The organism is Novosphingobium sp. (assembly GCF_030699305.1).
GTDB lineage: Bacteria > Pseudomonadota > Alphaproteobacteria > Sphingomonadales > Sphingomonadaceae > Novosphingobium.
Genome location: NZ_JAUYNB010000027.1, coordinates 115794 through 140700, shown reverse-complemented (window position 1 = coordinate 140700; position 24907 = coordinate 115794). Strand labels below are relative to the sequence as shown.

Sequence of the window (24907 nt, the reverse complement as noted above, 5' to 3'; positions counted from 1 at the left end):
AACCCCGGCCACCGCCCATGCCGTAGCGGCACGTTCAGGCGCGTTGCAACCGCCGCCCGCTTGGGCCATGAAAGCGCCTTTCCAGTTGTCAGGAGAGGCATATGACCCCGCAAGAACTGCAGGCCAAAGTTGGCCAGAACATCGGCGTTTCGGACTGGTTCGAAGTCAGCCAGGAGCGCATCAACAAGTTCGCCGAAGCCACCGGTGACTTCCAGTTCATCCACATTGACGAGGAAAAGGCCAAGCTGACCCCGTTCGGCGGGACCATTGCGCACGGGTTCCTGACCCTGTCGCTGATCCCGGTGCTGGCCGGGATGACCGAAGGTGCGCGCGTCAGCGACGTGAAAATGGGCGTCAACTATGGCGGCAACAAAACCCGCTTCATCTCGCCGGTCCGCGCGGGCAAGCGCGTGCGCGCCCATGTGAAGCTGCTCGACCTCACGGAAAAGCGCCCCGGTCAGTGGCAACAGACCAACGAATACACCCTTGAGATCGAAGGCGAGGACAAGCCCGCCCTGATCGCGGAATGGGTGATGCAGTTCTTCGTGTGATCCCCCTCCCCGGGATACAGACACACCAACTGATACTTCAAGGAACTTACAATGCGTGACGCAGTTATCGTCGCCGCCGCCCGTACGCCGATTGGCCGGGCCTATCGCGGCGCATTCAATGCCACTCCGGGCGCGTCGCTCGGCGCTCTCAGCCTTGCCGCCGCGATTGAACGCGCGGGAATCGAAGGCGGCGAAGTGGACGACGTCCTGTGGGGTTCGGCCCTGCAACAAGGCACCCAGGGCGGCAACATCGCCCGTCAGGTCGCGCTGAAGGCGGGCCTGCCGGTGACCGTGTCGGCGATGTCGATGGACCGCCAGTGCTCATCGGGCCTGATGGCGATCGCCACCGCATCGAAGCAGGTGGTGCTGGACCGGATGGACGTAGTTGCCGCGGGCGGTCAGGAATCGATCAGCCTGGTCCAGACCAAGGATATGCGCGTTGCCGTCGATCCCAGCCTGATCGCGATGCACAACGCGATCTACATGCCGATGCTCCAGACCGCCGAAATCGTCGGCAAGCGCTATGGCATCAGCCGCGAGGCGTGCGACGCCTATGCGCTCCAGTCGCAGCAGCGCACCGCCGCCGCGCAGGCCGCCGGAGTGTTCGCCGATGAAATCGTCCCCTGCTCGGCCACGATGGCGGTGACCGACAAGGCCACCGGCGAAGTCACCATGAAGGACGTGACGCTGACCAAGGACGAAGGCAATCGGCCCGAAACCACGCTGGAAGGGCTGCAATCGCTGGGTTCGGTCCTGCCGGACGGGATCGTTTCGGCCGGTAACGCCAGCCAGCTGTCGGACGGGTCCGCCGCCGTGGTGGTGATGGAAGCCGCGCTCGCCGCCAAGAAGGGCCTTGCCCCGCTCGGCCGTTATGTCGGCATGGCGGTTGCCGGGACCGAGCCGGACGAAATGGGCATCGGCCCCGTGTTCGCGATCCCCAAGGTGCTCAGCCGGTTCGGCGTCAGCATGGACGATGTCGGCGTGTGGGAACTGAACGAGGCCTTCGCCGTGCAGGTGCTGTATTGCCGCGACAAGCTGGGCATCCCCAATGACCGGCTGAACGTCAACGGCGGCGCGATCTCCATCGGCCATCCCTATGGCATGACCGGCGCGCGCTGCACCATCCACGCGCTGCTGGAAGGCAAGCGGCGCGGCGCGAAGTATGTCGTCGTGACGATGTGCGTCGGCGGCGGTATGGGCGCGGCTGGCCTGTTCGAAGTCCTCTGACGATGCGCCTGCCCGCGCCCCGGATCGCTCCGCTCACCGATGCGGACCTGACCCCGGAGGCGCGGGCAGCGCTGGCCGCGCTTCCCAAATTCGCGCGCGCTTTCAACATCTTTCGCACCCAGGCGCACAAGCCCGCCGCGCTCAGCGCGTTCCTTGCCTGGGGCAATTACATCCTCTCCCCCGCCAATGCCCTGCCCGCGCGCGAACGCGAACTGGCGATCCTGCGCACCGGATACCTGTGCAAGGCGGGCTATGAATGGGCGCAGCACTGCCTGATCGGGCAGCAAGCCGGGCTGACGGGCACCGAAATCGCCGCGATCAAGGTCGGAGCGGACGCACCCGGCTGGAGCGCGCTGGACGCCGCGATCCTGCGCGCCTGCGATGAACTGGTGCAGGGCCACTTCATCACCGATCCCACCTGGGCCGCGCTGGCCGAGCTGGGGGACGAAGGCCGGATCGATCTGGTCTATACGGTTGGCCAGTACACCCAGGTGTCGATGCTGCTGAACAGCGCCGGGGTGCAGCTTGATGCGATGCTGACGCCCGATCCGGACCTCGATCATCGTTGAGCCTTTTCGGCGCTGATCTTGCCAAGCGGCCCCGCGCCGCGCATCCTTGCCCCGCGCTGCGGGGGACAGGGGAATGACCGAACATCTCGGCATCATCGAAATACTGGGGATCGCGGGCAGTGTCAGCCTGCTGTCGGGCTGGCGGCTCTATCTGTGCGTGCTGGCGACCGGCGCGGCGATGCAGTTCGGCATGCTGCCCCTGCCCGAACACCTGGCATCCTTGCAGATCCTTGCCAACCCGTGGGTCATGGGTGCGGCGGGCGCGGCGGCGGTGCTGGAATTCTTTGCCGACAAGGTGATGTGGCTCGATACGGTGTGGGACACGATCCATACGCTGGTTCGCCCGCTGGGCGGGGCGCTGCTGGCGCTGGCGGTGGTCGATCCGTCCGACCCGGCGGCGCAGGCGATCGCCTTCATCCTGGGCGGCGGCGCATCGCTGCTGGCGCATGGCGGCAAGGCCGGGGCGCGCGCCGTGGTCAACACCAGCCCCGAACCGTTCAGCAATATCGCGGTGTCCACGGCCGAGGATGTGGTGACCGGCGGGCTGCTGTTCCTGGCCTATCAATACCCGGTCGCAGCGGGCGGGATCGCGCTGGCGCTGCTGGCGCTGACGGTCTGGCTGCTGCTGATCGCGCGGCGGGTGCTGAAGCGGGTGTTTGCTTCGCCAGAGCGTCCGGAAAACCCGTCACCCTGAACTTGGTTCTGGGTCCATCCCGCCGCCCAAACGGATGGCGCAGAACTGGCGCGACTGGCCCGGCCAGTCCGCATCCAACCGCTAACTGCGCCAGCCGCCCGATGGATGCTGAAACAAGTTCAGCATGACGGGCTTTGGCCAGCGGTGGCCTTACGCCACCACCTTCAACTGCGCACGGTCATGCTTCGCGATCCACTCTTCCACGATCGGGGCGATCTTGTCGCGCCACTTGCCGCCGTTGAAGATGCCGTAATGGCCGACTTCCGGGGCCATGTGATAGCGCTTGCGCGATTCCGGCAGGTTCGGGGTGAGGTGCAGCGATGCCTTGGTCTGGCCGATGCCGGAAATGTCGTCGCGTTCCCCTTCGATCGCCAGGATCGCGGTGTCGGTGATCGCGCCGAGGTCCACCCGCTTGCCGCGATGGACGAATTCGCCGTTGGGCAGCGAATGCTTCTGGAACACTTCCTCCACCGTCTGGAGGTAGTAATCGGCGTTGAGATCGCAGACCGCGCGGTATTCGTCATAGAACACCTTGGTCGCGTCCGCGCTTTCGCCGTCGCCGTCCACCAGATGCTTGAACATGTGGTAGTGGCTGAGCATGTGGTTGCCCAGGTTCATGCTCATGAACCCGGCCAGCTGCATGAACCCCGGATAGACCTGGCGGCCCGCGCCCGGATACTGCAGCGGCACCGTGCCGATCACCGTGTGGCGGAACCATTCGATCGGGCGCTGCATCGCCAGGTCATTGACCGTGGTCGGCGCTTCGCGGGTATCGATGGGTCCGCCCATCATGGTCAGCGACAGCGGGCGGCAGGGGTGCTTGTCCGCCGCCATGATCGCGGTGGCGGCAAAGGCCGGGACCGACGGCTGGCACACCGCCAGCGCGTGCGCGCCCGGGCCGATGTGCTCAAAAAACTCGATCAGGTAATCGATGTAATCGTCCAGATCGAAGCTGCCCGCGCTCAGCGGGACCATCTTCGCGTCGGCCCAGTCGGTAATATAGACCTCGCACCGCTCGATCATCCGGGCGACCGTGCCGCGCAGCAGCGTGGCAAAGTGGCCGCTCATCGGGGCGACGACGAACAGGCGCGGGGCGTTTTCGGGCAGGCCGGGATGGCTGAACCGCAACAGATTGCCGAACGGCTTGTGCATCACGATGGCTTCGGTGACGGGCCAGGTCTGGCCATCCACCGTGACCGTTTCGATGTCGAACGCCGGCTTGCCATAGTTGGCCGAGGCATGCGCAAACACTTCCAGCGCCGATGACAGAGTCGATCCGCCCGCACCATATCCGAACGGCAAAGCCGGATTGTTCAACATTTCCGCCGCGACGGAAGCCCAGGTGCTGGCCGCGTTCATCCACGAACGCTGCAATTCATAAGCGGTGTAAAGCACGGTTGCAAAATCTCCTGCGCCCCGGTTCTTCGGGATAATTGACGTTACCGTGACGCGATTCGCAAAATTGTGCAATGGCGAAGTGAGTTCGCATCCGCACAATGAGAACCTTGGGGGATGCGGATTTGGCCCTTACGGCGCGATTGCACTGTGCTAGGGGGCGCAGCCATGAGTTCGCAAACCACGCCCGCCGTCCCTGCGGAGCAGCCTGCCGCCGAAGCCAAGCCCGCCCGCAGCCTTGGTCCGCTGCGGATGATCTGGCGCGAAACCGCCAAGTATCCGCGCCAGGTGGCCTTCGCCGCCGTCGCGCTGATGGTCACCGCCACCGCCACGCTGGCGATTCCGGCGGGGTTCCGCCTGATCATCGACCGCGGCTTTGCCGAAGGCGGCGATCCGGAAAGCATCGGACGCTGGTTCCGCTACCTGCTGCTGATCGTGTTCGTGCTGGGCCTTGGCACGGCGACGCGCTTCTACTTCGTGTCGTGGCTGGGCGAACGGGTGGTGGCCGACATCCGCCTGAAAGTTCAGCAGAACCTGCTGCGCCTGTCGCCCGCGTTCTTCGAGGAAAACAGCCCGAGCGAGATTTCATCGCGCATGACGTCTGACACTTCGCTGATCGAACAGGTGGTCGGCACCACGGTTTCGGTCGCGCTGCGCAACCTGATCATGGGTGTGCTGGGCATCGGCTATCTGTTCGCGCTCGCACCCCGGCTGGCGCTGGGGCTGGTGGTGGGGATTCCGCTGGTAGTGCTGCCGATCGTGTGGTTCGGGCGGCGGCTGCGCAATCTTTCGCGCACCAGTCAGGACCGGGTGGCTGACATCGGATCGATGGTGTCCGAAATCCTCGGCGGCATGAAGATCGTCCAGGCGTTCAACCAGGAAGGCCGCGAACTGGGCCGCTTTGCCGCAGCGGTGGAGGCCACGTTCGCCACCGCCCGCCGCCGCATCCTGCTGCGCGCCGGGATGACCGCGCTGGCGATCATGATGATCTTCGGGGCCATCGTGATGCTGGTCTGGGAAGGCGCGGAAGGCGTTGCCGCCGGGACGATTTCGGGCGGCACGATCTTTGCCTTCGTCGTCACCGCCGGGATCGTGGCCGGCGCGTTCGGCGCGTTGACCGAAGTCTACGGCGATCTGCTGCGCGGCGCGGGCGCGGCCAGCCGCCTGAACGAGTTGCTGAACGAGAAACCCAGCATCGCTGCCCCCGCGCGGCCGCTGGCGCTGCCGGTTCCGGCACACGGCAAACTGGCGTTCGAACAGGTCAGCTTCCGTTACCCGACCCGGCTGGAAGTGGCCGCGCTGGCCGATTTTTCGCTGACCATCGAACCGGGCGAGACCGTGGCGATTGTCGGCCCGTCGGGCGCGGGCAAGTCCACCCTGTTCCAGCTGGCCGAGCGGTTTTATGACCCGCAGGCCGGGACCATCAAGCTGGACGGCGTGCCGCTGACCGCGGTCGATCCCGCCGAGATCCGCCGCCGGATCGCGCTGGTGCCGCAGGAAGGCCTGCTGTTTGCCGCCAGTGCGCGCGACAACTTGCGCTATGGCGACTGGGACGCCAGCGACGAGGACATCTGGACCGCCGCCGCCGCGGCCAATGCCGAAGACTTCCTGCGCGAACTGCCGGCGGGTCTGGATACGTATCTGGGCGAAGGCGGCGCGCGGCTGTCAGGCGGCCAGCGCCAGCGCATGGCGATTGCCCGCGCGCTGCTGCGCGATGCGCCGATCCTGCTGCTGGACGAAGCGACCAGCGCGCTCGACGCCGAGAGCGAACGGCTGGTGCAGGACGCGCTCGACCGCCTGATGGCGACCCGTACCACGCTGGTCATCGCGCACCGGCTGGCCACCGTCCGGCAGGCCGACCGGATCGTGGTGATGGACAAGGGCCGGATCGTCGAAACCGGCACCCATGACGCGCTGAGCAAGGCAGGCGGGCTTTATGCGCGCCTTGCCGCGTTGCAGTTTGACGACCGCGCTGGGACTTCCGTCGAATAGCGTGCCGCCGCGCGGGCAGCTTCCCTAGGGTGGATACCAACCATATCCAATCCAAGGGGCCGCTGTGCTGAAATCCGTCGTAACTCTGTTGTCTGCCAGTGCGCTCGCCGCGACGCTGGCTTCGCCCGCGTTTGCCAGGGAAGCCAAGGCACCTGTCGCTGCCGAGGCTGCGAAGTCCGCTGCTGCCGAATCTGCCGATAATTGGGGCTGGGGCGTCAAGACCGCCAACATGGACCCCAGCGTCAAGCCGGGCGACGATTTCAACCGCTTCGTCAACGGCAAGTGGCTCGACACCGCCGAGATCCCGGCTGACCGCACCACCAGCGGCGCATTTGCCGATCTGCGCGACGTGTCGGAAGACCGGATGCATGTCATCCTCGAAGAAATCGCCAGGGGCACCCATGCCCCCGGCAGCGCCGAAGCGCGCGTCGCGGCGGTCTATAACGCCTATATGAACACCGCTGCGATCGAGCAGGCGGGCCTGGCTCCGGCCTATCCGACGCTGGAAAGGATCTACGGTGCAAAGGGGCTGGCCGATCTGGTCGTGCTGTTTATGCAGCCGGGGCTGGATTCGCCGGTGGGCATCGGCGTTTCGCCCGATGCCAAGGACAGCCGCGTCAACGCGCTGTACGCCGGACAGGCGCGACTGGGGCTGCCCGACCGCGATTACTATCTGGTCGATACCCCCCGCAACCAGGACATTACCGCCAAGTACAAGCAGTATCTGGCCTTCATCGCGGGCGAGCTGGGCTACGGCGACGCGGCGGCGACCGCCGAAGCGATCTTCCAGCTGGAAAAGAAGATGGCGGCCCAGAACTGGGACCGCGCGCTGGGCCGCAACCGCGACCTGACCTATAACAAGCTGTCGCTGGCCGAATTCTATGCGCTGGCGCCCGACGTGCCGCTGAAGGCCGCGCTGGACGCGATGGGCGTGGGCGGCGCGGAAAACATCATCGTCGCGCAGCTCCCCCCGACCAGGGAAGAACTCGCGGCTGCCAAATATACCCCCGAAATGGCCGCCAAGCTGGGCGGCGGGGTGCCTGCACTGGCGAAACTGATCGCGACCGAGCCGCTCTCTGCCTGGCAGGCCTGGCTGGCGGTGCAGTATGTCTCGGGCCGCGCGGGCGTGCTGCCCAAGCGCTTCGATGAGGCCCAGTTCGCGTTCTATGGCACCACGCTGGGCGGCCAGCCGCAGCAGCGCCCGCGCTGGAAGCGCGCGATTGGCGCGGTCGAAGGGACGCTGGGCGAACTGTCCGGCAAGATCTATGTCGAGCGGCATTTCCCCGCCACCCACAAGGCGGCGATGGACAAGCTGGTCGGCAACTTGCGCAGCGCGATGGCCTATAACCTCGCCAACCTGCAATGGATGGGGCCGGACACCCGCGTGCAGGCCAAGGCCAAGCTGGACGCGTTCTCGCTCAAGATCGGGCACCCGGATACCTACAAGGCCTATCCGGGGCTGGAAGTGACCGCGACCAGTGCCTTCGCCAATGCCGAAGCCGCGACCCGCTGGTTCCAGAATGATCGGATACAGCGGCTGGGCAAGCCGGTTGACCGGACCGAATGGTTCATGCTGCCGCAGACGGTGAACGCCTATTACAGCCCGTCGGGCAATGAAATCGTGTTCCCCGCCGCGATCCTGCAACCGCCGTTCTTCAACCTGTCGGCGGATGATGCGGTCAACTATGGCGCGATCGGCGCGGTGATCGGGCATGAAATCGGCCATGGGTTCGACGATCAGGGGTCCAAGGCGGACGGCGACGGCAACTTGCGCAACTGGTGGACCGATGCCGACCGCACCGCGTTTGAAAAGCTGACCGGCGCGCTGGTCGGCCAGTATAACCAGCTGTGCCCGCTCGACGATGGCAAGACCTGCATCAACGGGCGGCTCGCGCTGGGTGAGAACATCGGCGATGTCGGCGGGCTCAGCCTGGCCTACCGCGCCTACAAGATGGCACTGAACGGCACGGAAGCCCCGGTGATCGACGGGTTCACCGGCGATCAGCGCTTCTTCATGGCCTGGGCGCAAGTCTGGCGGATCAAGTTCCGCGAAGCCGCGCTGCGCCAGCAGTTGCAGACCGGGCCGCACTCGCCGGGGATGTACCGGATCCTGGGCGTGGTCCGGAACTTCGACGAATGGCACAAGGCGTTCAACGTCCAGCCGGGCGACAAACTGTATCTGCCGCCCGAAGAGCGCATCCGGATCTGGTGAAAATTTATTGCATTGCAGCGGACGCGGCTTGACTTAGCCGCGTCCGCCGCGTTCATCGCAAATCCATGGACACTACAATCACTGCGATCCTGCTCGGCATTGTCGAGGGGCTGACTGAATTCATTCCCGTCTCTTCCACCGGACACCTGATCCTGGCCTCGGAAATCTTCGGCTACGATGCCGACACCTGGAAAGTGTTCAACATCGTCATCCAGCTCGGCGCGATTCTGGCGGTGGTGGTGCAATACTGGCGCACGTTCTGGGCGGTCGGCATGGGCCTGACCCGGCTGGAACCGATGAGCCTGATCTTCATCCGCAACATCTTGCTGGGGTTCCTGCCGTCGGCGGTGCTCGGCCTGCTGCTGAAAGATTATATCGACATCATGCTCGGCAGCCCGATGATCGTCGGCTGGGCGCTGCTGCTGGGCGGCATCGCGATCCTGGCTATCGAGAAAATCGCCAAGCCCGGCCCGCCCAGCGGGGTCGCCCAGTTACCGGTGCGTCAGGCGCTGGGCGTGGGGCTGTTCCAGTGCATTTCGATGATCCCCGGCGTCAGCCGCAGCGGCGCGACGATCATGGGCGCGCTGGCAATGGGGATTGAGCGGCGCACCGCCGCCGAATTCAGCTTTTTCCTGGCAATCCCGACAATGATGGGCGCGACCACGCTGGAACTGTGGGACAACCGCGTCGCGCTGGCCGCCGGGACCGGCCCGGTGGGGTGGAACGAGATCGCAATCGGGTTCGCGGTGTCATTCGTCGTCGCGCTGGCCGTGATCAAGGCGTTTGTCGCCTATGTCAGCCGCGCCGGGTTCGCCCCGTTCGCGTGGTACCGGATCGTCGCCGGGATCGCCGCGATCTGGTTCCTGTCGCGCTAAACCGCTTTCGCCCCGCTGCCGCGCCCGCCGCGCAGGAGGTATTCCTGCGTGCCCCGGTGCAGCACATCGTCCACGTCGATCACGGCGCTGTTGGCATAAGTGAACCCCGGCGGCAGCGAGCGGTAAAGCCGGTCGAAATCCCGCTCCACCGTGTCGTGGTACAGCGCCGCGAAGCTTTCGATCACGAAATAGGTCGGTTGCAGATCGTCGATCACGTAATCGGTGCGCATCACCCGGTCGACGTTCAGCATGATCCGGTTGGGCGACTGCGCCTCAACCGCAAACACCGCCTCGGCCGGGCCGGACAGGATCCCCGCGCCATAGGCCCGCAGCCCGTCCGCTTCCTGGATCAGCCCAAACTCCACCGTATACCAGTATAGCGCGCCGAGCGCTTTCAGCCGGTTGTGGCGCATCGCCTTCCACCCGGCGCGGCCATATTCCTGCATGTAATCGGCATACGTCGGGTCGGCCAGCATCGGGACATGGCCGAACACATCGTGGAACACGTCGGGTTCCTGGATATAGTCCAGCGAATCGGCCCGGCGGATGAAGTTGCCGGCCGGGAACCGGCGGTTGGCGAGATGCCAGAAGAACACGTGATCCGGGATCAGCATCGGCACCGGCACCACGCTCCACCCGGTCAGCGCGCTCAGTTCGGCCGACAGCTGCGTAAAGTCCGGCACCCCGCCCCGGCCCAGATCGAGCCGTTCCAGTCCCGCCATGAAGGCACTGGCCGCACGGCCCGGCAGGATTTCCAGCTGGCGGGCATAGAGCGCATCCCACACCGCGTGCTCGGCAGCGGTGTAAACGCGCTGCACCGGTTCCAGCCAGTCTTCACCCACGTGCGCGGGGCGCTGCAACGGGGCGGTGAACACGCCGTCACCCATAGCGGGGAGCTGCGTGAAGTCGGTCGGGGCGTGATCGTTGCTGTTGGTCATGGTTTCAAATGCAACCATATCATTGCGGGACAGCCCCGGCAACCGGAGCGTTGCACAGCGCCGCCGCGAAGCGCATGGTAGTCCGCCCGCCATCAGGAAACCCGCGATGAAACCACTCAAGCGCAAGCAGTTCGACGAATTGTATGCCCAGCTCGAACACGAACTGGTGGCAATGGCGCGCTGGGTCGCGGCCACTGGCGCGCGGGTGGTGGTCCTGTTCGAAGGGCGCGATACGGCCGGCAAGGGCGGCGCGATCAAGGCCGTCGCTGGCCCGCTCAACCCGCGCCAGTGCCGCACCGTCGCGCTGCCCAAGCCAAGCGAGCGTGAAACCAGCCAGTGGTATTTCCAGCGCTATGTCCAGCACCTGCCCGCCGCCGGGGAAATCGTGCTGTTCGACCGCAGCTGGTATAACCGCGCAGGCGTTGAAAAGGTGATGGGATATGCCACCCCGGCGCAGACCGAACTGTTCCTGAAACAGGCCCCGGCGTTCGAACGGTTGCTGCTGGATGATGGGGTGCTGTTGTTCAAATACTGGCTGGCGACCGATCAGGCGCAGCAGGAACAGCGCCTGGCCGAGCGGCTCGAAGACCCGCTCAAGCGCTGGAAGCTGTCCCCCGTCGATCTGGCGGCGCGCGACAAGTATGATGAATACACCCGCGCGCGTGAGGCGATGCTGCGCGCCACGCATACCGCCGAATCGCCCTGGACGCTGGTCGACTTCAACGATCAGCGGCGCGGACGGCTGACCCTGGTGCGCGATCTGCTGGACCGTCTGCCCGATACAAAGGTCGATCCCGAACCGCTGGAATTGCCGCCGCTGGCCCGCAAACCGGCGAAAGAACGCTACAAGGTGCTGAAGCCGATTGCCCCGTTTGCGCATGATTGAATGCGCGCTTTCCCTTGACTTCGCGGCCAGCCTGCCGCAATGGCGCGGGCCTTGAGGGGCGGCCCCGGGGATTCCCGATGCGCCGCCCGATCAGTTTTTGCACGGCTCTCGGGCCGAACCGGAAAGTTACAGGACAACCGCAATGGCGAAGCCCGCAACCGTCAAGATCCGTCTGGTCTCTACCGCTGACACCGGCTTCTTCTATGTCACCAAGAAGAACCCGCGCAACTCGACCGAAAAGTTCACGTTCAAGAAGTACGACCCGGTCGTGCGCAAGCACGTGGAATTCAAGGAAGCCAAGATCAAGTAAGGTTCATTGCGAGTTCAACCCCCTGCGCGTAGCAGGCTGGCCATGAACCTGATGAAACTTATCCCGATCCGCTCATTCGCAAGTGCCGCCGCTTCGGCGGCGCTTGTCGTTTCCGTCACCGCCGTGTCGCTGTCTTCCGTTCCACTGGGGGCGCAAACCACAGCTGCGGCCAAATCCGACCTTGCCGGAGCCGTCGCCGCACTGCGCGCGATCGACACCATGCGCGCCGACTTCATCCAGACCGACCGCAACGGTCGCCAGGTCCGCGGCGTGCTGACGCTGAAGCGCCCCGGCCGGATTCGCTTCCAGTACGAAAAGGGCGTGCCGATGCTGATCGTGGCAGACGGCAAGGCGCTGACGTTCGTCGATTACGAAGTGCGCCAGGTGCAGCGCTGGCCGATCAGCAACAGCCCGCTGGGCGCGCTGCTCGATCCCAATCGCGACGTGATGCGATTCGGCAAGCTGATGCCTTCCGGCAATCCGCAAGTCGTCAGCATCGAAGTGCGCGACAAGGCCCATCCCGAATACGGCGTCATCACGCTGGTGTTCATCCGCAAGCCGGGCGCGCCGGGCGGGCTGGAACTGTCCAGCTGGGCCAGTCTCGACTCGCAAAACACCCGCACGGTCGTTTCGCTGTCGAACCAGAAGTATGGAATCGCCGTGCCCGACAACACGTTCCGTTATAACGATCCGCGCCAACCGGCTCGGCGCTGATCCGCCACAACTTGTCGGCGCCCGTGCCGGACCTGCGACAAACTGCGACAAAACCGTTCAGGTTGTTCATGGCCCAGCAAGCGAAACGGCAGTATAACGATTCTTGTCAGCGCGGCCTGAGGCGGGTTTCCCCCCTGTTGCCCAAGCCTCCACACAGGCCCGCGGACAGCGTGACGAACGCACAAAGGAACCCTCGGTCCAATGCCCCCGGACCGAGGGTTTTCTTTTGTGTTGTGTCGGGATGCCCCCATGCCGGGCTGCGAACGGCATTGTTCTGCGCTTCCGGTGCTCACGACCAAAAAGGTCGCTGCGCGCCGGTTCTCGAACAACACCATTCTCGCTCCGGCCTGAGGGCATCTCGACACAACACACTGCGCCGCCTGAACGCAAAGCCCCCTCCTCTTCAGAGGAGGGGGTTGGGGGTTGTGGCGGCCAGACACGACCTTGCACCCCCCCCACCCCATTGCCCCGCCGCGTTGCCCCCCCTATGGCGATGACCATGGTTTCTATCGCTACCTGGAACATCAATTCCGTCCGTCTGCGCGCCGATCAGGTTGAGCGGTTTCTGACGCAGGAGGCACCCGACGTGCTGTGCCTGCAAGAGATCAAGACCGAGGAAAAGCATTTCCCCCACGCCGTGTTCGAAGCGGCGGGTTACGTCCACCGTGCGGTTCACGGGCAGAAGGGCTATCACGGGGTCGCCACGGTCAGCCGCATCCCCTTGCGCGAAGTCAGCCGCCATGACTGGCAGGACAATGGCGAGGCGCGGCATGTCGGTGTGGAACTGCTCGGTCCGGGGCAAGGGCTGATCGTCGAAAACGTCTATATCCCCGCCGGGGGTGACTTTCCCGACCGCGATACCAATCCCAAGTTCGGGCAGAAGCTGGATTTCCTGGGCCGGATGACGCGCTGGGCCGATGCGCTGGACCGCCCGACCGTGATTGTCGGCGATTTCAACATCGCCCCGCTCGATTGCGACGTCTACGATCACAAGGCGCTGCTGAAAGTGGTCAGCCACACGCCGGTCGAAGTGGAAACGCTGGGCACGTTCCGCGACGCGCACGGCTGGGTCGATCTGGGGCGGCAGTTCATCCCCGCGCCGCAGCGCAACTATTCATGGTGGTCCTACCGCTCGTTCTGGCGCGACAAGGATCAGGGGCGGCGGCTCGACCACATGTGGGCCTCACCCGACCTCGCCCCGCAGGCGCGCAGCCACCGGATCGTCGAGGAAACGCGGCGCTGGGACCAGCCGTCGGACCATGTGCCGCTGATTACCGAGTTCGACCTGTGACCACCCCCGGCCGCCGCGCCGCACTGGCGATCGATGCCTTGCGCCACGGCTGGCCGGTCCGGCTGGACGGGCGGATGACGCTGCTGCCGGCCGAAACCGGGTTTGGCCCGGAGGCTACCGCGCGGTCCATGCTGATTTCCGCCGCGCGCGCCGTGACGCTGAAACTGGCCAACCAGCGCGATGCCGCCGTGCCCGAAGCCCCGGTGCTGATCCGCGCTGCCGATCCGTTCGACCTGCCGACCGCGCGGGCGCTGGCCGATCCGGCGCTGGATTTGCGCTATCCGCTGAAAGGCCCGTTCCGGGCCGAACCGCTGGACGATCCGGCATTGGCTGCGGCGGGGATGGAACTGGCGCGGCTGGCGGGCATCCTGCCCGCGTTTCTGGTCGATCCGACCGATGTCGGCGAAGCGCAGGACGTCAGCCCCGCCGATCTTGCGGACTGGAAAGACACCGTCCACCTGGCCATCGCCACCCGTGCGCGCCTGCCGGTGGCAGCGGCGGAAGACGCGGAAATCGTGGCGTTCCGTTCCGCCGATGACTTGCGCGAACACGTCGCGCTGGTGATCGGCACCCAAAATGCCGACCGCGCACCGCTGGTCCGGCTCCATTCCGAATGCCTGACCGGCGACATCCTGGGTAGTCTGAAATGCGATTGCGGGCCGCAACTCGATGCCGCGCTGCGGGCGATGGCCGATGAGGCCGCGCAGGGCGGCTGGGGCGTGCTGCTCTATCTGCGGCAGGAAGGGCGCGGGATCGGGCTGATCAACAAGCTGCGCGCCTATCGCTTGCAGGATCAGGGGTTCGACACGGTCGATGCCAACAACCGGCTGGGCCTGCCGACCGAGGCGCGCGATTTTCCGGTCGCGGCGCGGATGCTGGACCTGCTGGGTGTCGGTGCAATCCGGCTGATGACCAACAACCCGGCCAAAGTCGCCGCGCTGACCGCCACCGGGGTAACCGTGACAGAACGGGTGCCGCACCAGTTGCCGCCCAATCCGCACAACGCCCGCTATCTGGATACCAAGCGCGACCGCACCGGGCACTTGCTGGGCTAGCGGCCATTTGCTGGGGTAAAGGCTAACCTCAGGCCGGGTTCCGGCCGATCACCAGTTCTGCGCCGAACCGTCCGTCGGGCAGATCCACCAGCCGCACGTCCCAGCCGTAATCGCGCGCCAGATCGCGGGCGATGGCCAGCCCCAGGCCCGATCCGCCAACCGCGTTGTCGGCGCGCCGGCCGATCTCGAACACCGCTTCGCGCAAGGCCGGTTCCACGCCGGGTCCATCGTCGATGACCGTGATCCGCGCCGGACTGCCGTCCAGCGACAACCGCACCTCAACCGCCCCGCGCGCCCATTTGCCCGCATTGTCGAGCAGGTTGCTCAAGATTTCGCTGAGGTCGTCCGGGTCGATTGCCAGCGGCGGCGAATCGCCTGGCGACGGGTCCACGGTGAAGCGCTTGTCCGGATGACAGCGGCGCATGGCGGCCAGCAGCGGCGGCAGCACGCGCCCCGGCTGCGCCGCGGCCGCCACGCCGATCCGCGATCCGCCCGAGCGGGCGCGAGCGAGATGATAGTCGATCTGGCGCTGCATTCGCGCACTTTCGGCCAGAAACGTCTCCGCCGCCGGCAAAGTCTGGCCGGTTTCCAGCAGGCGCTCCGCCTCGTCCGTGACCACCGCCAGCGGGGTGCGCAGACTGTGCGCCAGCGCCGCCGCCTGGACCCGCCCGCGCTCCACGATTTCGACATTGCGCGCCGTATAGGCGTTGAGATCGCTGACCAGCCCCTGCACTTCATCGGGATAAACACCCTCGATCCGGGTCGCGCGGCCTTGCCGCAGGCCGTCCACTGCTGCCGCCAGCCGCCGCAGCGGGCGGAACCCGAAGGTGATGATCGCCAGCCCGCTGGCCAGCAGCGCCGCCGCCAGCAACGACAGCCAGACCGTCAGTTCGCGGGTGAACGACGTGATGATCCGGTGCAGGTGGCGTTCGTCGGTGGCGATCACGAAGTGCAGCGGCGTGCCGGCCGGTGCAGCGCGGGTAAAGCCATAGGCAATCGCATGCCCGGTCGGCCCATCCTGCACCCGGTGGAGAATGTCGGACGAATGGGCAATGTCATAATCCAGCCCGCCGCGCGTCATCGACGGAGACTTGATCTCGCCAAACCCCGGCCGGGTGACCTGCCAGTAAAACCCCGACAACGGCACGCCATAACGCGGATCGGACAGGGGCCGGGTCATCTGTGGCCGTCCGGCGGTGTCCAGTTCGGTCAGCCCGCCCAGTTCGCGGACGTGGACTTCCAGTTCCTCGTGATACTGCGCCTCGACATGGGCGGTGAACAGGCGGACGGACGAATACCAGATCGCGCCGATTCCCAGCGCCACCCACAGCAGAATAGCCAGCAGGAACCGCCCGCGCAGACTGGACAGCTTGCCCATCACGCCTCCAGCCGATAGCCCAGACCGCGCACGGTGCGGATCGTGTCGCGCCCGATCTTGCGGCGCAGGCGGCTGATGTGCGCCTCAACCGCATTGCGATCCCGTTCTGCCATCAGGGGATAGAGCTGTTCCAGGATTTCATCCTGCGCGATGACATGGCCGGGACGGCGCACGAACAGGTGCAGCAGGGTCAGTTCCTTGCGGCTGAGCTCCAGCGGCTGGCCGCCCAGCGTGGCAGTCTGCGCCACCGGGTCGAGCGCGATCCGCCCCGCGACCAGCGAATTGGCACTGCGCCCGCCGCCCCGCCGCCACAGCGCATGCAGCCGCGCCATCAATTCTTCGAACCGCACCGGCTTGACGATGAAATCGTCCGCGCCGCTGTTCAGCCCGTCCACCTTGTCGCGCCAGTCCCCCCGCGCGGTCAGGATCAGCACGGGCACGGTATGCCCCTGAGCGCGCCAGCCGCGCAGCACATCCAGCCCATCGCCATCGGGCAGGCCAAGGTCCAGGATGATCGCCCCCAGTTGCGGCAGATCCGGCCAGTCGCGCGCATCCGCTGCGGTCGCCGCGCAGTCCACCGCCAGCCCGCTGCTGGCCAGCCGGTCCGACAGACGGCGGCGCAGTTCGGCATCATCCTCGACCAGCAACACCCGCATGAACCGGTTTCCTCCTGCACCAGCCCTAACCGTGCTGGCTGACGATAGCCTGACAGATTGTCAGGCCGCTGTCAGCTTCGCCTGCCACAGCAGCGCCATGAAAAAATCCACGCTGATCGCGATCGCCCTGTCTTCTGCCGTGGTTGCGGGCGGAATCTGGTGGTGGCAGGCGGATCCATCCGATCCGGCGGCAGTCACGGACTCCGCAGACGGCAAGGCGCCCGGCGCGCTCAGCCCCGAACAGATCAAGCGGCTCGGCATCCGCACCGAAGCGGCGGTCGCGGCCAGCGCGCTGGAACTGGGCGCAATCCCGGCCATCGTGACGTTGCCGCCAGAAGCACGCGTCGGCGTTTCCACCCTGTTTGGCGGCACCGTGGTGCGCGTGCTGGTGGTCAACGGCCAGACCGTGACGCGCGGGCAAGCGCTGGCCGTGATCCGCTCAGTCGAGCCGGTACAATACGGCGCCGCGCTGGCGCGCGGTCAGGCGCAGCTGGCCGTGGCCCAGGCGACCGCCCAGCGCACCGCCCAGCTGGTCAAGGAAGGCATCTACGCCCCCGCCCGCGGCGACGAAGCGCAAGCCGAACTGCGCCGCGCCCAGGCCGACGTTTCGGAAAACCGGCGGCTGCTGGCGCAAAGCGGCGCGGGCAGCAGCGGCGTGATCACCCTGCGCGCGCCGATCACCGGCCGGATCGCTGCGGTCAACGTGCAGACCGGCGGCCCGGTGGACACGATGACCGCCCCGTTCGTGGTCGAAAACACCGCCAACCTGATGCTGGATCTGCAAGTGCCAGAACGGCTGGCAAACGATATCCGGCCGGGGCTGGAACTGAGCGTCGCGCTGCCCGGCGGGCAAACGGCCAGCGGCACGGTGGTTTCGGTCGGCGGCTCGCTTGATGCCGCAACCCGCTCCATCCCGGCGACCGCGCGGCTCGGCGATGCGCCGGGGCTGGTCAGTGGCAAGGCGGTGATGGCCGTGCTGAAAGGCACGCAGCAGGCCGATGGCATTTCCGTTCCTGCCGCCGCCGTGACCCGGATGGGTGACAGCGACGTCGTGTTTGTTGCCACACCGGCCGGCTTTGCGGTGCGCAAGGTGACCGTGGCCGGCAGCGGCGGAACGCGCACCGCGCTCAGCACCGGCCTGAAACCGGGTGAGCGGGTGGCCGTTTCGGGCATTTCCGAACTCAAAGTCATCCTGGGCGGAGAATAACCGATGCTGACCCGGCTGGTTGAAAAGGCGCTGGCCATGCGCCTGCTGGTATTGGGCCTTGCGGCCGGGCTGGCGGGCTGGGGCGCGTGGTCGTTCTGGAACCTGCCGATCGACGCGTTCCCGGATATCAGTTCCACCCAGGTCAAGATCATCCTGAAAGCCCCCGGCATGACGCCGGAAGAAGTGGAAAGCCGCGTCATCACGCCGATCGAGATGGAGATGCTGGGCATCCCCGATCAGGCAAACCTGCGCTCCGTTGCCAAATACGCGATCGCCGACGTGACGATCGACTTCAAGGATGGCACCGATATCTACTGGGCGCGCAGCCAGGTGGCGGAACGGCTGGCCAACGTGGCGGGCGATCTGCCGGTGACCGTCGAAGGCGGGATGGCCCCGATCTCGACGCCGCTGTCAGACATGTACATGTTCACGCTGGAAGGCCCGCAATCGCTGGCCGAAAAGCGCCGCGTGCTGGACTGGATCGTGCGGCCTGCGCTGCGCACCGTGCCGGGCGTGGCCGATGTCAATGCGCTGGGCGGCTTTGTCGAAACGTTCGAGGTGCGCCCCGACATGGCCGCGCTGGCCACTGCCGGTCTGACGGTGGAAGACCTGTCCGCCGCGATCGAACGCAGCAACCGCAACGACGGCGCGGGCCGTCTGCGCGTGGGTGAAGAATCGCTGATCGTTCGTTCGGTCGGCGCGATCCGCTCGCTGGAAGACCTCTCCGCCATCGTCGTGCGCGCGGCAAGCGGCACGGTGCTGCGGATCGGCGATGTCGCCACGGTCCGCACCGGCAGCCTGACGCGCTATGGCGCGGTGACCAGGAACGGCACCGGCGAAGCGGTACAGGGGTTGGTGATCGGCCTGCGCGGGGCTGATGCGGCCAAAGTGGTCGAAGGGGTCAAGGCACGGCTGGAAGAGATCAAGCCCAGCCTGCCCCAGGGCATGAGCGTGGACGCATTCTATGACCGGTCGGACCTGATCGGCCGCGCGGTTGGCACCGTGGAATCCGCGCTGGTCGAAGCGACGATCCTGGTGGTCATTCTGCTGCTGCTGTTCCTGGGCGATGTGCGCGCGTCGGTGATCGTCGCGCTGGCGCTGCCAATGGCGGCGCTGCTGACGTTTATCTTCATGCGCGCGATCGGGCTGACCGCCAACCTGATGAGTCTGGGCGGGCTGGCCATCGCGGTCGGCATTCTGGTCGACGGGGCGGTCGTCGTGGTCGAGAACGTGGTGGAGCGCCTGTCCGATCCCAAACACGCGAAACTGGGCAAACTGCACGCGGTGTTCGTGGCTTCGGCCGAAGTCGCCGTGCCGGTGGCATCGGGCCTGCTGATCATCGCGCTGGTATTTCTGCCGCTGCTGACGCTGGAGGGGCTGGAAGGAAAACTGTTCACCCCGGTGGCGCTGACCATCGTGCTGGCGCTGATGTCGGCGCTGGTGCTGTCGCTGACACTGGTGCCGGTGATGGCCTATTTCGTGCTGAAGGTGAAACACGGCCACCACGAACCCTGGCTGATGCGCCAGATTGCGCCCCGCCACGCCCGCGCGCTCGACTGGGCCTTTGCCAACCGCCGGATCGTGGCCGGAATTGCCGGAGCTTCGCTGCTGGTCGCGGGCGGGGCCTATGCCGTCACCGGCAAGACCTTCCTGCCGACGATGGACGAAGGCTCAACCCTGGTGCAGCTGACCAAGCTGCCCAGTATCAGCATCGAACACAGCGTCGAAGGCGATCTGAAAGTCCAGCGCGCGATCCTGGAACAAGTGCCCGAAGTGACCGGCGTGATCGCCCGCGTCGGCAGTGATGAGCTGGGCCTCGATCCGATGAGCCCGAACGAAACCGACAGCTTCATGATCCTCAAACCGCGCAGCGAATGGCGCGTGCCGGACAAGGACTGGCTGGTGGACCAGATCCGCGTGGTGCTGGAAGATTTTCCGGGCATCGAGCCCAGCTTTACCCAGCCGATCGAAATGCGCGTGTCGGAAATGCTGACCGGGTCGCGCGGCGATCTGGCGATCAAGCTGTTCGGTCCCGATCTGCAGGAACTGTCCCGCCTGTCGGGTGAAATCCAGACCCGCCTGCTGGGCCTGCGCGGAACCAGCGAAGCGATGACCGTCGCCAACGACAGCGTCGATTACCTCCAGATCGAGATCGACCGGCTGGCCGCCGGACAGGCGGGAATGCCGATCGACCAGTTGCAGGACATGATGCGCGCCAATGTCGAAGGGGTGCGCGCCGGGGTAGTGGCCGATGGCGTGCGCCGGGTGCCGGTGGTGATCCGGGGTGAAGGCGGTGACGGGATGGACCCGCAGGCCTTTGCCGATCAGGTCTATCGCAGTCCATCGGGCCAGCTGGTCCGCGCCAGCGACGTGGCGACCGTCCAGCGGGTGGCCGGGCCGGTGAAGCTGGAGCACGAAAACGGTTCGCGCTTTGCACTGGTGCAGGCGTTCGTGTCCGGGCGTGATCTGGTGGGCTATGTCGAGGAAGCCAAGGCCGACATCGGCGCCAACGTCAAACTGCCGCCGGGTTACCGGCTGGTCTGGGGCGGGCAGTTCGAAAACCAGCAGCGCGCTTCGGCCCGGTTGATGATCGTCCTGCCAATCGCGGTCGCGCTGATTTTCGTGGTGCTGTATATGACGCTACGTTCGGCCCGGGCCTCGGCGCTGATCCTGGTCAACATTCCGTTCGCGGCGGTTGGCGGCATGGTCGCGCTGGCGGTGTCTGGTGAATACCTCTCGGTGCCGGCCTCGGTCGGGTTCATCGCGCTGCTGGGGATCGCGGTGCTGAACGGGCTGGTGATGGTCAGCTATTTCCGGCAGTTGCGCGAAAGCGGGATGCCGCTGGCCGAAGCCGTGCGGATCGGCGCGGCGCGGCGGTTGCGGCCGGTGCTGATGACCGCCAGCATTGCCGCGTTCGGGCTGGTCCCGCTGCTGTTTGCCAGCGGGCCGGGCTCGGAAATCCAGCGTCCGCTGGCGATCGTGGTGATCGGCGGGCTGATCACGGCCACCTTGCTGACCCTGATCCTGCTGCCGATCCTGTATGAACGGTTTGGTGAAAGCGCGGCCGAGCGCGCCGCCGGAGATATCGCATGACCCGCCGGTTCCTGTTCCCGCCGACCCTGCTGGTCGCATCGGCCCTGCTGGCTTCATCGGCCCTGCTGACAACGCCTGTGTTCGCAAATCCCGCACTGCCCCCCGAAACCGCAGTGCGCGAGGCGCTGGAGGCCCACCCGGCGGTGCAGGCCGCAGTCAACCGGATCGCCGGGGCGAAAGCCGATCAGCGCATCCTGAAAGCCGGGTCGCACGAGCTGGTGTTTGCGGGCAGCTATGTCCGCCGCTCGGTCGACCGCGAAGGCAGGTATGATGAATACGACGCCACCCTGTCGCGCGCATTCCGGCTGCCCGGCAAGGCTCGGCTGGACCGCACGGCCGGGGAACTTGGCCTGATCGCGGCAGAAAATCTGGCCGAAGATGCCCGCCACCAGATCGCGCTGCGGCTGAATGAACTGTGGTGGGACTGGGTCGAAGCCAGCGCCGAAGCGGCGGTCGATCAGGCGGGCGTCGGCAATTACCGCGCCACCCTGACGGCGGTGCAGCGGCGCGTGGAATTGCGCGATGCCCCTCAGCTGGAAGCCGATCAGGCTGCCGCCGCGCTGGGTGATGCGCAGGCCTTGGCCGCGCAGTCGCAAGGCCGGGCCGATCTGGCCCGCGCCCGGCTGGCGGCGCAGTTCCCCGGTTTGCCGCTGCCGGTGGACGCGCCGGAGCCGCCGTCGCCCGCGCTGCCACTTGAAGGCCTGGCCACCTTGCGCGATCAGGTCATCGCCCGCAGCCACGAAATCGCCGCTGCCGATGCCGAAGCCGGGCGGCTCGCCGCGCTGGCTGACCGCGCCGCGCGGGACCGGCTGGCCGATCCGACCGTCGGCGTGCGGCTGTTCAGCGAACGCGGCGGCGCAGAACGCGGGGCCGGGCTGGTGTTCTCGATGCCATTGGGCAGCGGCGCGCGCGGCGGCATGGCCGCCAAGGTTGCCGCCGAAGCGCAGGCCGCGTCCGCCGAGCTCGCGGCGGTCCGGCTTGATGTGCAGGAAACCGCCGATGCCGACCGCACCGAGGCCGAGGCCGCGTTTACCGCCTGGCGCTTTGCGCGTGAGGCATTGGGCGCACAGTCCGCCGCACTGGGCAAGTTGCGGCGCGGCCAGCAACTCGGGGCGATCGACCTGTCCGAAGTGCTGCTGGGCGAGCGGCTGACCCATCTGGCCTTTCGGACCGAGGCCAAGGCCCGCGCGGACGCCAGCCGCAAACTGTCCCGCCTGCTGATCGACAGCCACAACCTGTGGATTTCCGACTGACGCGGGCGGCACCCAAAGCCCTCCGGCGCGGGCCGGTCAGGACGGCGCCAGTTGGCAATTGTCTCTTGCGCCCCGCGTGCTTACGCTGCGGTCTGTGATAACGGGTCAGCAAAGGAAGCCGTGATGCGGATCAAGCGGGTCGCCATCGACACCCACCCTGAAAACTCTGCCTTCCTGCTGCGCGAAGGCAATGGCTATTCCCCCGAACAGTTCCAGGCGCTGCGCAAGATCGAGATCGGCGACGGGGCCGCCACGATCCTCGCCACGCTGGCGATTGTCGACGACACCTGCCTGCTGGAAGCGGGCCAGATCGGGCTGGGCGAACAGGCGTTCCGCCGCCTGGGCCTGCCCGAAGGCACCGAGGTCAGCTTTCGCCAGGCCCCCGTCCCGCCCAGCCTCGAACATGTCCGCCGCAAGATCGATGGCGATACGCTGGACGACGCGGCGATTGCGGAAATCATCCGCGATATTGCCGCCTATCGCTATTCCCCGATGGAAATCGGCGCGTTTCTGGTCGCCTGCGCCGGATTCATGACCACGCAGGAGACGCTGGCCCTGACCCGCGCGATGGCCGATGCCGGGCGGCGGATGCACTGGCCAACCGATCTGGTGGTGGACAAACACTGCATCGGCGGCATTCCGGGCAACCGCACCTCGATGATCGTGGTGCCGATCATCGCCGCGCACGGCCTGACCATGCCCAAGACATCCTCGCGCGCGATCACTTCGCCGTCGGGCACGGCGGACACGATGGAAGTGCTCGCTGCGGTCGACCTGCCCGAAGACCGGCTGGTCGAAGTGGTCCGGCAGGAACACGCCGTGCTGGCCTGGGGTGGACGGGTCAACCTGTCGCCCGCCGACGACGTGCTGATCTCGGTCGAACGCCCGCTGCGGATCGACACGTTTGAACAGATGGTCGCATCGATCCTGTCGAAAAAACTGGCCGCCGGATCGACCCATCTGGTGGTCGATATCCCCATCGGCCCCAGCGCCAAGGTCCGGTCCCGGCGCGAGGCGATCCGGCTGCGCAAGCTGTTCGAATACGTCGGGACAAAACTGGGGCTGGTGCTGGAAGTGGTGTTCACCGACGGGTCGCAGCCGATTGGCCGGGGCATCGGCCCGGTGCTGGAAGCGCGCGATGTGATGGCCGTGCTGCGCGGCGATGCGGACGCGCCGCAGGACTTGCGCGACCGGTCCTTGTTGCTGGCCGGTCACGTGCTGGAATTCGACCCCGCGCTGGCCGGGGGTCAGGGTTATGCACGGGCGTGCGAATTGCTGAAATCGGGGGCGGCGCTGGCGGCGATGGAGCGACTGATCGATGCGCAGGGACGGCGCACGACCGCGTTGCTGCCGGGCGAGCACCAGTATGACGTGCGCGCCGCTGCATCCGGCACGATCACCGCGATAGACTGCCATCTGATCGCGCGGATCGCGCGGCTGGCCGGGGCGCCGATGGACAAGGGCGCAGGGATCGACCTGCTGCGCAAGGTCGGCGATGGCGTCCGCGCGGGCGAGGTCTTTTATCGCATCCACGCCCAGTCCGAGACCGGCCTGCTCTATGCCCGCGAACTGGCCGCCACCGATCCGGGCTATACGGTGACGCCGTGAGCGCGGCGGTCTTCGCCTTTGCCGGGCAGATGGCGCAAGCCGGGCGGCTGGCGCAGCGCTGCGGCGTGCCGCTACATCCCGTCACCGTGCGGCGCTTTCCCGACGGCGAAAGTCTGGTGACGGCGCAGGCGCATGGCGCGCGCACCGCGCTGTTGCTGCGCTCGCTCGACGATCCGAACGCCAAGTTGGTCGAACTGCTGCTGGCCAGCGCCGCACTGCGCGATGGCGGGGCAAGCCGCGTGATCCTGATCGCGCCCTATCTGGCCTATATGCGTCAGGACATCGCGTTTCATCCGGGCGAGGCGATCAGCCAGCGGGTGATCGGGCAGCTGCTGGCGCAGTGGTTCGACGGCGTGGTTACAGTCGACCCGCACCTGCACCGCATCGAGCGGCTGGATCAGGCGATCCCCGGCATCCCGGCCCTCGCCCTCTCCGCCGCGCCCGCGCTGATCGCCGCGATCCGGCGGGGGCTGGACCCGCGCACCGTGCTGGTCGGGCCGGACAGCGAATCCCGCCCTTGGGCGCAAAGCATCGCCGTGCCGCTGGGGCTGGATATGCTCGTGGGCGAGAAAGTCCGCCACGGCGACCGCGCGGTGACGCTGGAAATACCCGGCATCGAACAGGTGGCGGGCCGCCCGGTGCTGCTGGTCGATGACCTGATTTCCAGCGGCACCACCCTGGTCGCCTGCGCTGCCCTGCTGCAAGCGGCAGGGGCTGGCAAAATCGAGGCAGTGGCAACCCATGTCCTGGCCTCCCCCGACGATATGGCGCAAATGGCAGCGGCCGGGATCACCCGCATCCGCGCGACCGATGCGGCCGCCCACCCGGCCGCGACCATCCCGCTGGCGGGCGTGCTGGCCGATGCCATTCGCGCGGCCGACTGGCTGGATTAACGGCCAAAACCAAACATCACCCGTCACCCTGAACTTGTTTCAGGGTCCATCTCGCCGCTTGCGCAATCGTCGACCAGCCTTGCACTTGTGGCCCGATGGATGCTGAAACG

General features: G+C 66.5%; 21 protein-coding genes. 17 read left to right on the top strand and 4 right to left on the bottom strand.

Features of this window, described 5'->3' with window-relative positions; all coding sequences use genetic code 11:
* Positions 1-101: 101 nt before the first annotated feature.
* The 4 genes from Q8Q53_RS11540 to Q8Q53_RS11525 all read left to right on the top strand — a co-directional run bounded on the left by Q8Q53_RS11540 (position 102) and on the right by Q8Q53_RS11525 (position 3041).
* On the top strand, positions 102-551 hold the full coding sequence (locus Q8Q53_RS11540; RefSeq protein ID WP_305701914.1) for a MaoC family dehydratase: 450 nt from the start codon (positions 102-104) through the stop codon (positions 549-551).
* Positions 552-602: 51 nt separating this feature from the next.
* A complete protein-coding gene (locus Q8Q53_RS11535) occupies positions 603-1778 on the top strand; it encodes an acetyl-CoA C-acyltransferase (RefSeq protein WP_305701913.1) in 1176 nt (391 codons plus the stop codon).
* A gap of 2 nt (positions 1779-1780) precedes the next feature.
* On the top strand, positions 1781-2347 hold the full coding sequence (locus Q8Q53_RS11530; RefSeq protein ID WP_305701912.1) for a carboxymuconolactone decarboxylase family protein: 567 nt from the start codon (positions 1781-1783) through the stop codon (positions 2345-2347).
* 73 nt (positions 2348-2420) lie between these two features.
* A complete protein-coding gene (locus Q8Q53_RS11525) occupies positions 2421-3041 on the top strand; it encodes a DUF4126 domain-containing protein (protein ID WP_305701911.1) in 621 nt (206 codons plus the stop codon).
* A gap of 150 nt (positions 3042-3191) precedes the next feature.
* On the opposite strand, the gene Q8Q53_RS11520 is transcribed toward Q8Q53_RS11525, so the two are convergent.
* Positions 3192-4436, bottom strand: a complete 1245-nt coding sequence (locus Q8Q53_RS11520) for a polyhydroxyalkanoate depolymerase (protein ID WP_305701910.1) — start codon at positions 4434-4436, stop codon at positions 3192-3194.
* Between the two features lie 168 nt (positions 4437-4604).
* Here Q8Q53_RS11520 and Q8Q53_RS11515 point away from each other — a divergent pair, with 168 nt between their 5' ends.
* The 3 genes from Q8Q53_RS11515 to Q8Q53_RS11505 all read left to right on the top strand — a co-directional run bounded on the left by Q8Q53_RS11515 (position 4605) and on the right by Q8Q53_RS11505 (position 9515).
* On the top strand, positions 4605-6428 hold the full coding sequence (locus Q8Q53_RS11515; protein ID WP_305701909.1) for an ABC transporter transmembrane domain-containing protein: 1824 nt from the start codon (positions 4605-4607) through the stop codon (positions 6426-6428).
* 64 nt (positions 6429-6492) lie between these two features.
* Positions 6493-8640: a M13 family metallopeptidase gene (locus Q8Q53_RS11510; protein WP_305701908.1), complete on the top strand. Its 2148-nt coding sequence runs from the start codon at positions 6493-6495 to the stop codon at positions 8638-8640.
* A 65-nt stretch (positions 8641-8705) separates the two neighbouring features.
* Positions 8706-9515 (top strand): undecaprenyl-diphosphate phosphatase, encoded by an 810-nt coding sequence (locus tag Q8Q53_RS11505; protein WP_305701907.1) that lies wholly within the window; start codon positions 8706-8708, stop codon positions 9513-9515.
* Here the strand turns inward: Q8Q53_RS11505 and phhA are convergent.
* Complete coding sequence (gene phhA / locus Q8Q53_RS11500; protein WP_305701957.1) at positions 9512-10402, bottom strand: phenylalanine 4-monooxygenase; 891 nt, start codon at positions 10400-10402, stop codon at positions 9512-9514. The genes Q8Q53_RS11505 and phhA overlap by 4 nt on opposite strands.
* 157 nt (positions 10403-10559) lie before the next feature.
* On the opposite strand from phhA, the gene ppk2 reads away from it, so the two are divergent.
* The 5 genes from ppk2 (at position 10560) to ribA (ending at position 14709) form a co-directional block, all read left to right on the top strand.
* Positions 10560-11339 carry a polyphosphate kinase 2 gene (gene ppk2 / locus Q8Q53_RS11495; protein ID WP_305701906.1) on the top strand — a complete coding sequence of 260 codons (780 nt, stop codon included), beginning with the start codon at positions 10560-10562 and terminating at the stop codon, positions 11337-11339.
* A gap of 142 nt (positions 11340-11481) precedes the next feature.
* Positions 11482-11649, top strand: a complete 168-nt coding sequence (gene rpmG, locus Q8Q53_RS11490) for a 50S ribosomal protein L33 (RefSeq protein ID WP_028640675.1) — start codon at positions 11482-11484, stop codon at positions 11647-11649.
* Positions 11650-11691: 42 nt separating this feature from the next.
* On the top strand, positions 11692-12363 hold the full coding sequence (locus Q8Q53_RS11485; RefSeq protein WP_371136546.1) for an outer membrane lipoprotein carrier protein LolA: 672 nt from the start codon (positions 11692-11694) through the stop codon (positions 12361-12363).
* Positions 12364-12862: 499 nt separating this feature from the next.
* Positions 12863-13654 (top strand): exodeoxyribonuclease III, encoded by a 792-nt coding sequence (locus tag Q8Q53_RS11480; protein ID WP_305701905.1) that lies wholly within the window; start codon positions 12863-12865, stop codon positions 13652-13654.
* A 74-nt stretch (positions 13655-13728) separates the two neighbouring features.
* Positions 13729-14709, top strand: a complete 981-nt coding sequence (gene ribA / locus Q8Q53_RS11475) for a GTP cyclohydrolase II (RefSeq protein ID WP_305701955.1) — start codon at positions 13729-13731, stop codon at positions 14707-14709.
* A 28-nt stretch (positions 14710-14737) separates the two neighbouring features.
* On the opposite strand, the gene Q8Q53_RS11470 is transcribed toward ribA, so the two are convergent.
* Entirely contained in the window at positions 14738-16087 is a 1350-nt protein-coding gene (locus tag Q8Q53_RS11470) for a HAMP domain-containing sensor histidine kinase (RefSeq protein WP_305701904.1), read from the bottom strand.
* Positions 16087-16743 carry a response regulator transcription factor gene (locus Q8Q53_RS11465; RefSeq protein ID WP_305701903.1) on the bottom strand — a complete coding sequence of 219 codons (657 nt, stop codon included), beginning with the start codon at positions 16741-16743 and terminating at the stop codon, positions 16087-16089. Before Q8Q53_RS11465 ends, Q8Q53_RS11470 begins: the two co-directional genes overlap by 1 nt.
* Before the next feature lie 97 nt (positions 16744-16840).
* Between Q8Q53_RS11465 and Q8Q53_RS11460 the strand changes: the two genes are divergently transcribed.
* The 5 genes from Q8Q53_RS11460 (at position 16841) to Q8Q53_RS11440 (ending at position 24797) form a co-directional block, all read left to right on the top strand.
* On the top strand, positions 16841-17950 hold the full coding sequence (locus Q8Q53_RS11460) for an efflux RND transporter periplasmic adaptor subunit (RefSeq protein WP_305701902.1): 1110 nt from the start codon (positions 16841-16843) through the stop codon (positions 17948-17950).
* Between the two features lie 3 nt (positions 17951-17953).
* A complete protein-coding gene (locus tag Q8Q53_RS11455; protein WP_305701901.1) occupies positions 17954-21043 on the top strand; it encodes an efflux RND transporter permease subunit in 3090 nt (1029 codons plus the stop codon).
* Positions 21040-22296, top strand: coding sequence for a TolC family protein (locus Q8Q53_RS11450; protein WP_305701900.1), 1257 nt, complete (start codon positions 21040-21042; stop codon positions 22294-22296). The genes Q8Q53_RS11455 and Q8Q53_RS11450 overlap by 4 nt, the downstream gene beginning before the upstream one ends.
* A gap of 123 nt (positions 22297-22419) precedes the next feature.
* Positions 22420-23904: a thymidine phosphorylase family protein gene (locus Q8Q53_RS11445; protein ID WP_305701899.1), complete on the top strand. Its 1485-nt coding sequence runs from the start codon at positions 22420-22422 to the stop codon at positions 23902-23904.
* Positions 23901-24797, top strand: a complete 897-nt coding sequence (locus Q8Q53_RS11440) for a ribose-phosphate diphosphokinase (RefSeq protein WP_305701898.1) — start codon at positions 23901-23903, stop codon at positions 24795-24797. Before Q8Q53_RS11445 ends, Q8Q53_RS11440 begins: the two co-directional genes overlap by 4 nt.
* Positions 24798-24907 lie beyond the last annotated feature (110 nt).

Bases quoted from the DNA above. Each gene is read 5' to 3' on its own strand.
- Q8Q53_RS11540 (WP_305701914.1), top strand. From the start codon at position 102: ATGACCCCGCAAGAACTGCAGGCCAAAGTTGGCCAGAACATCGGCGTT.
- Q8Q53_RS11535 (WP_305701913.1), top strand. From the start codon at position 603: ATGCGTGACGCAGTTATCGTCGCCGCCGCCCGTACGCCGATTGGCCGG.
- Q8Q53_RS11530 (WP_305701912.1), top strand. From the start codon at position 1,781: ATGCGCCTGCCCGCGCCCCGGATCGCTCCGCTCACCGATGCGGACCTG.
- Q8Q53_RS11525 (WP_305701911.1), top strand. From the start codon at position 2,421: ATGACCGAACATCTCGGCATCATCGAAATACTGGGGATCGCGGGCAGT.
- Q8Q53_RS11515 (WP_305701909.1), top strand. From the start codon at position 4,605: ATGAGTTCGCAAACCACGCCCGCCGTCCCTGCGGAGCAGCCTGCCGCC.
- Q8Q53_RS11505 (WP_305701907.1), top strand. From the start codon at position 8,706: ATGGACACTACAATCACTGCGATCCTGCTCGGCATTGTCGAGGGGCTG.
- phhA (WP_305701957.1), bottom strand. From the start codon at position 10,402: ATGGGTGACGGCGTGTTCACCGCCCCGTTGCAGCGCCCCGCGCACGTG.
- ppk2 (WP_305701906.1), top strand. From the start codon at position 10,560: ATGAAACCACTCAAGCGCAAGCAGTTCGACGAATTGTATGCCCAGCTC.
- rpmG (WP_028640675.1), top strand. From the start codon at position 11,482: ATGGCGAAGCCCGCAACCGTCAAGATCCGTCTGGTCTCTACCGCTGAC.
- Q8Q53_RS11485 (WP_371136546.1), top strand. From the start codon at position 11,692: ATGAACCTGATGAAACTTATCCCGATCCGCTCATTCGCAAGTGCCGCC.
- Q8Q53_RS11480 (WP_305701905.1), top strand. From the start codon at position 12,863: ATGGTTTCTATCGCTACCTGGAACATCAATTCCGTCCGTCTGCGCGCC.
- ribA (WP_305701955.1), top strand. From the start codon at position 13,729: ATGACGCTGCTGCCGGCCGAAACCGGGTTTGGCCCGGAGGCTACCGCG.
- Q8Q53_RS11470 (WP_305701904.1), bottom strand. From the start codon at position 16,087: ATGGGCAAGCTGTCCAGTCTGCGCGGGCGGTTCCTGCTGGCTATTCTG.
- Q8Q53_RS11465 (WP_305701903.1), bottom strand. From the start codon at position 16,743: ATGCGGGTGTTGCTGGTCGAGGATGATGCCGAACTGCGCCGCCGTCTG.
- Q8Q53_RS11460 (WP_305701902.1), top strand. From the start codon at position 16,841: ATGAAAAAATCCACGCTGATCGCGATCGCCCTGTCTTCTGCCGTGGTT.
- Q8Q53_RS11455 (WP_305701901.1), top strand. From the start codon at position 17,954: ATGCTGACCCGGCTGGTTGAAAAGGCGCTGGCCATGCGCCTGCTGGTA.
- Q8Q53_RS11450 (WP_305701900.1), top strand. From the start codon at position 21,040: ATGACCCGCCGGTTCCTGTTCCCGCCGACCCTGCTGGTCGCATCGGCC.
- Q8Q53_RS11445 (WP_305701899.1), top strand. From the start codon at position 22,420: ATGCGGATCAAGCGGGTCGCCATCGACACCCACCCTGAAAACTCTGCC.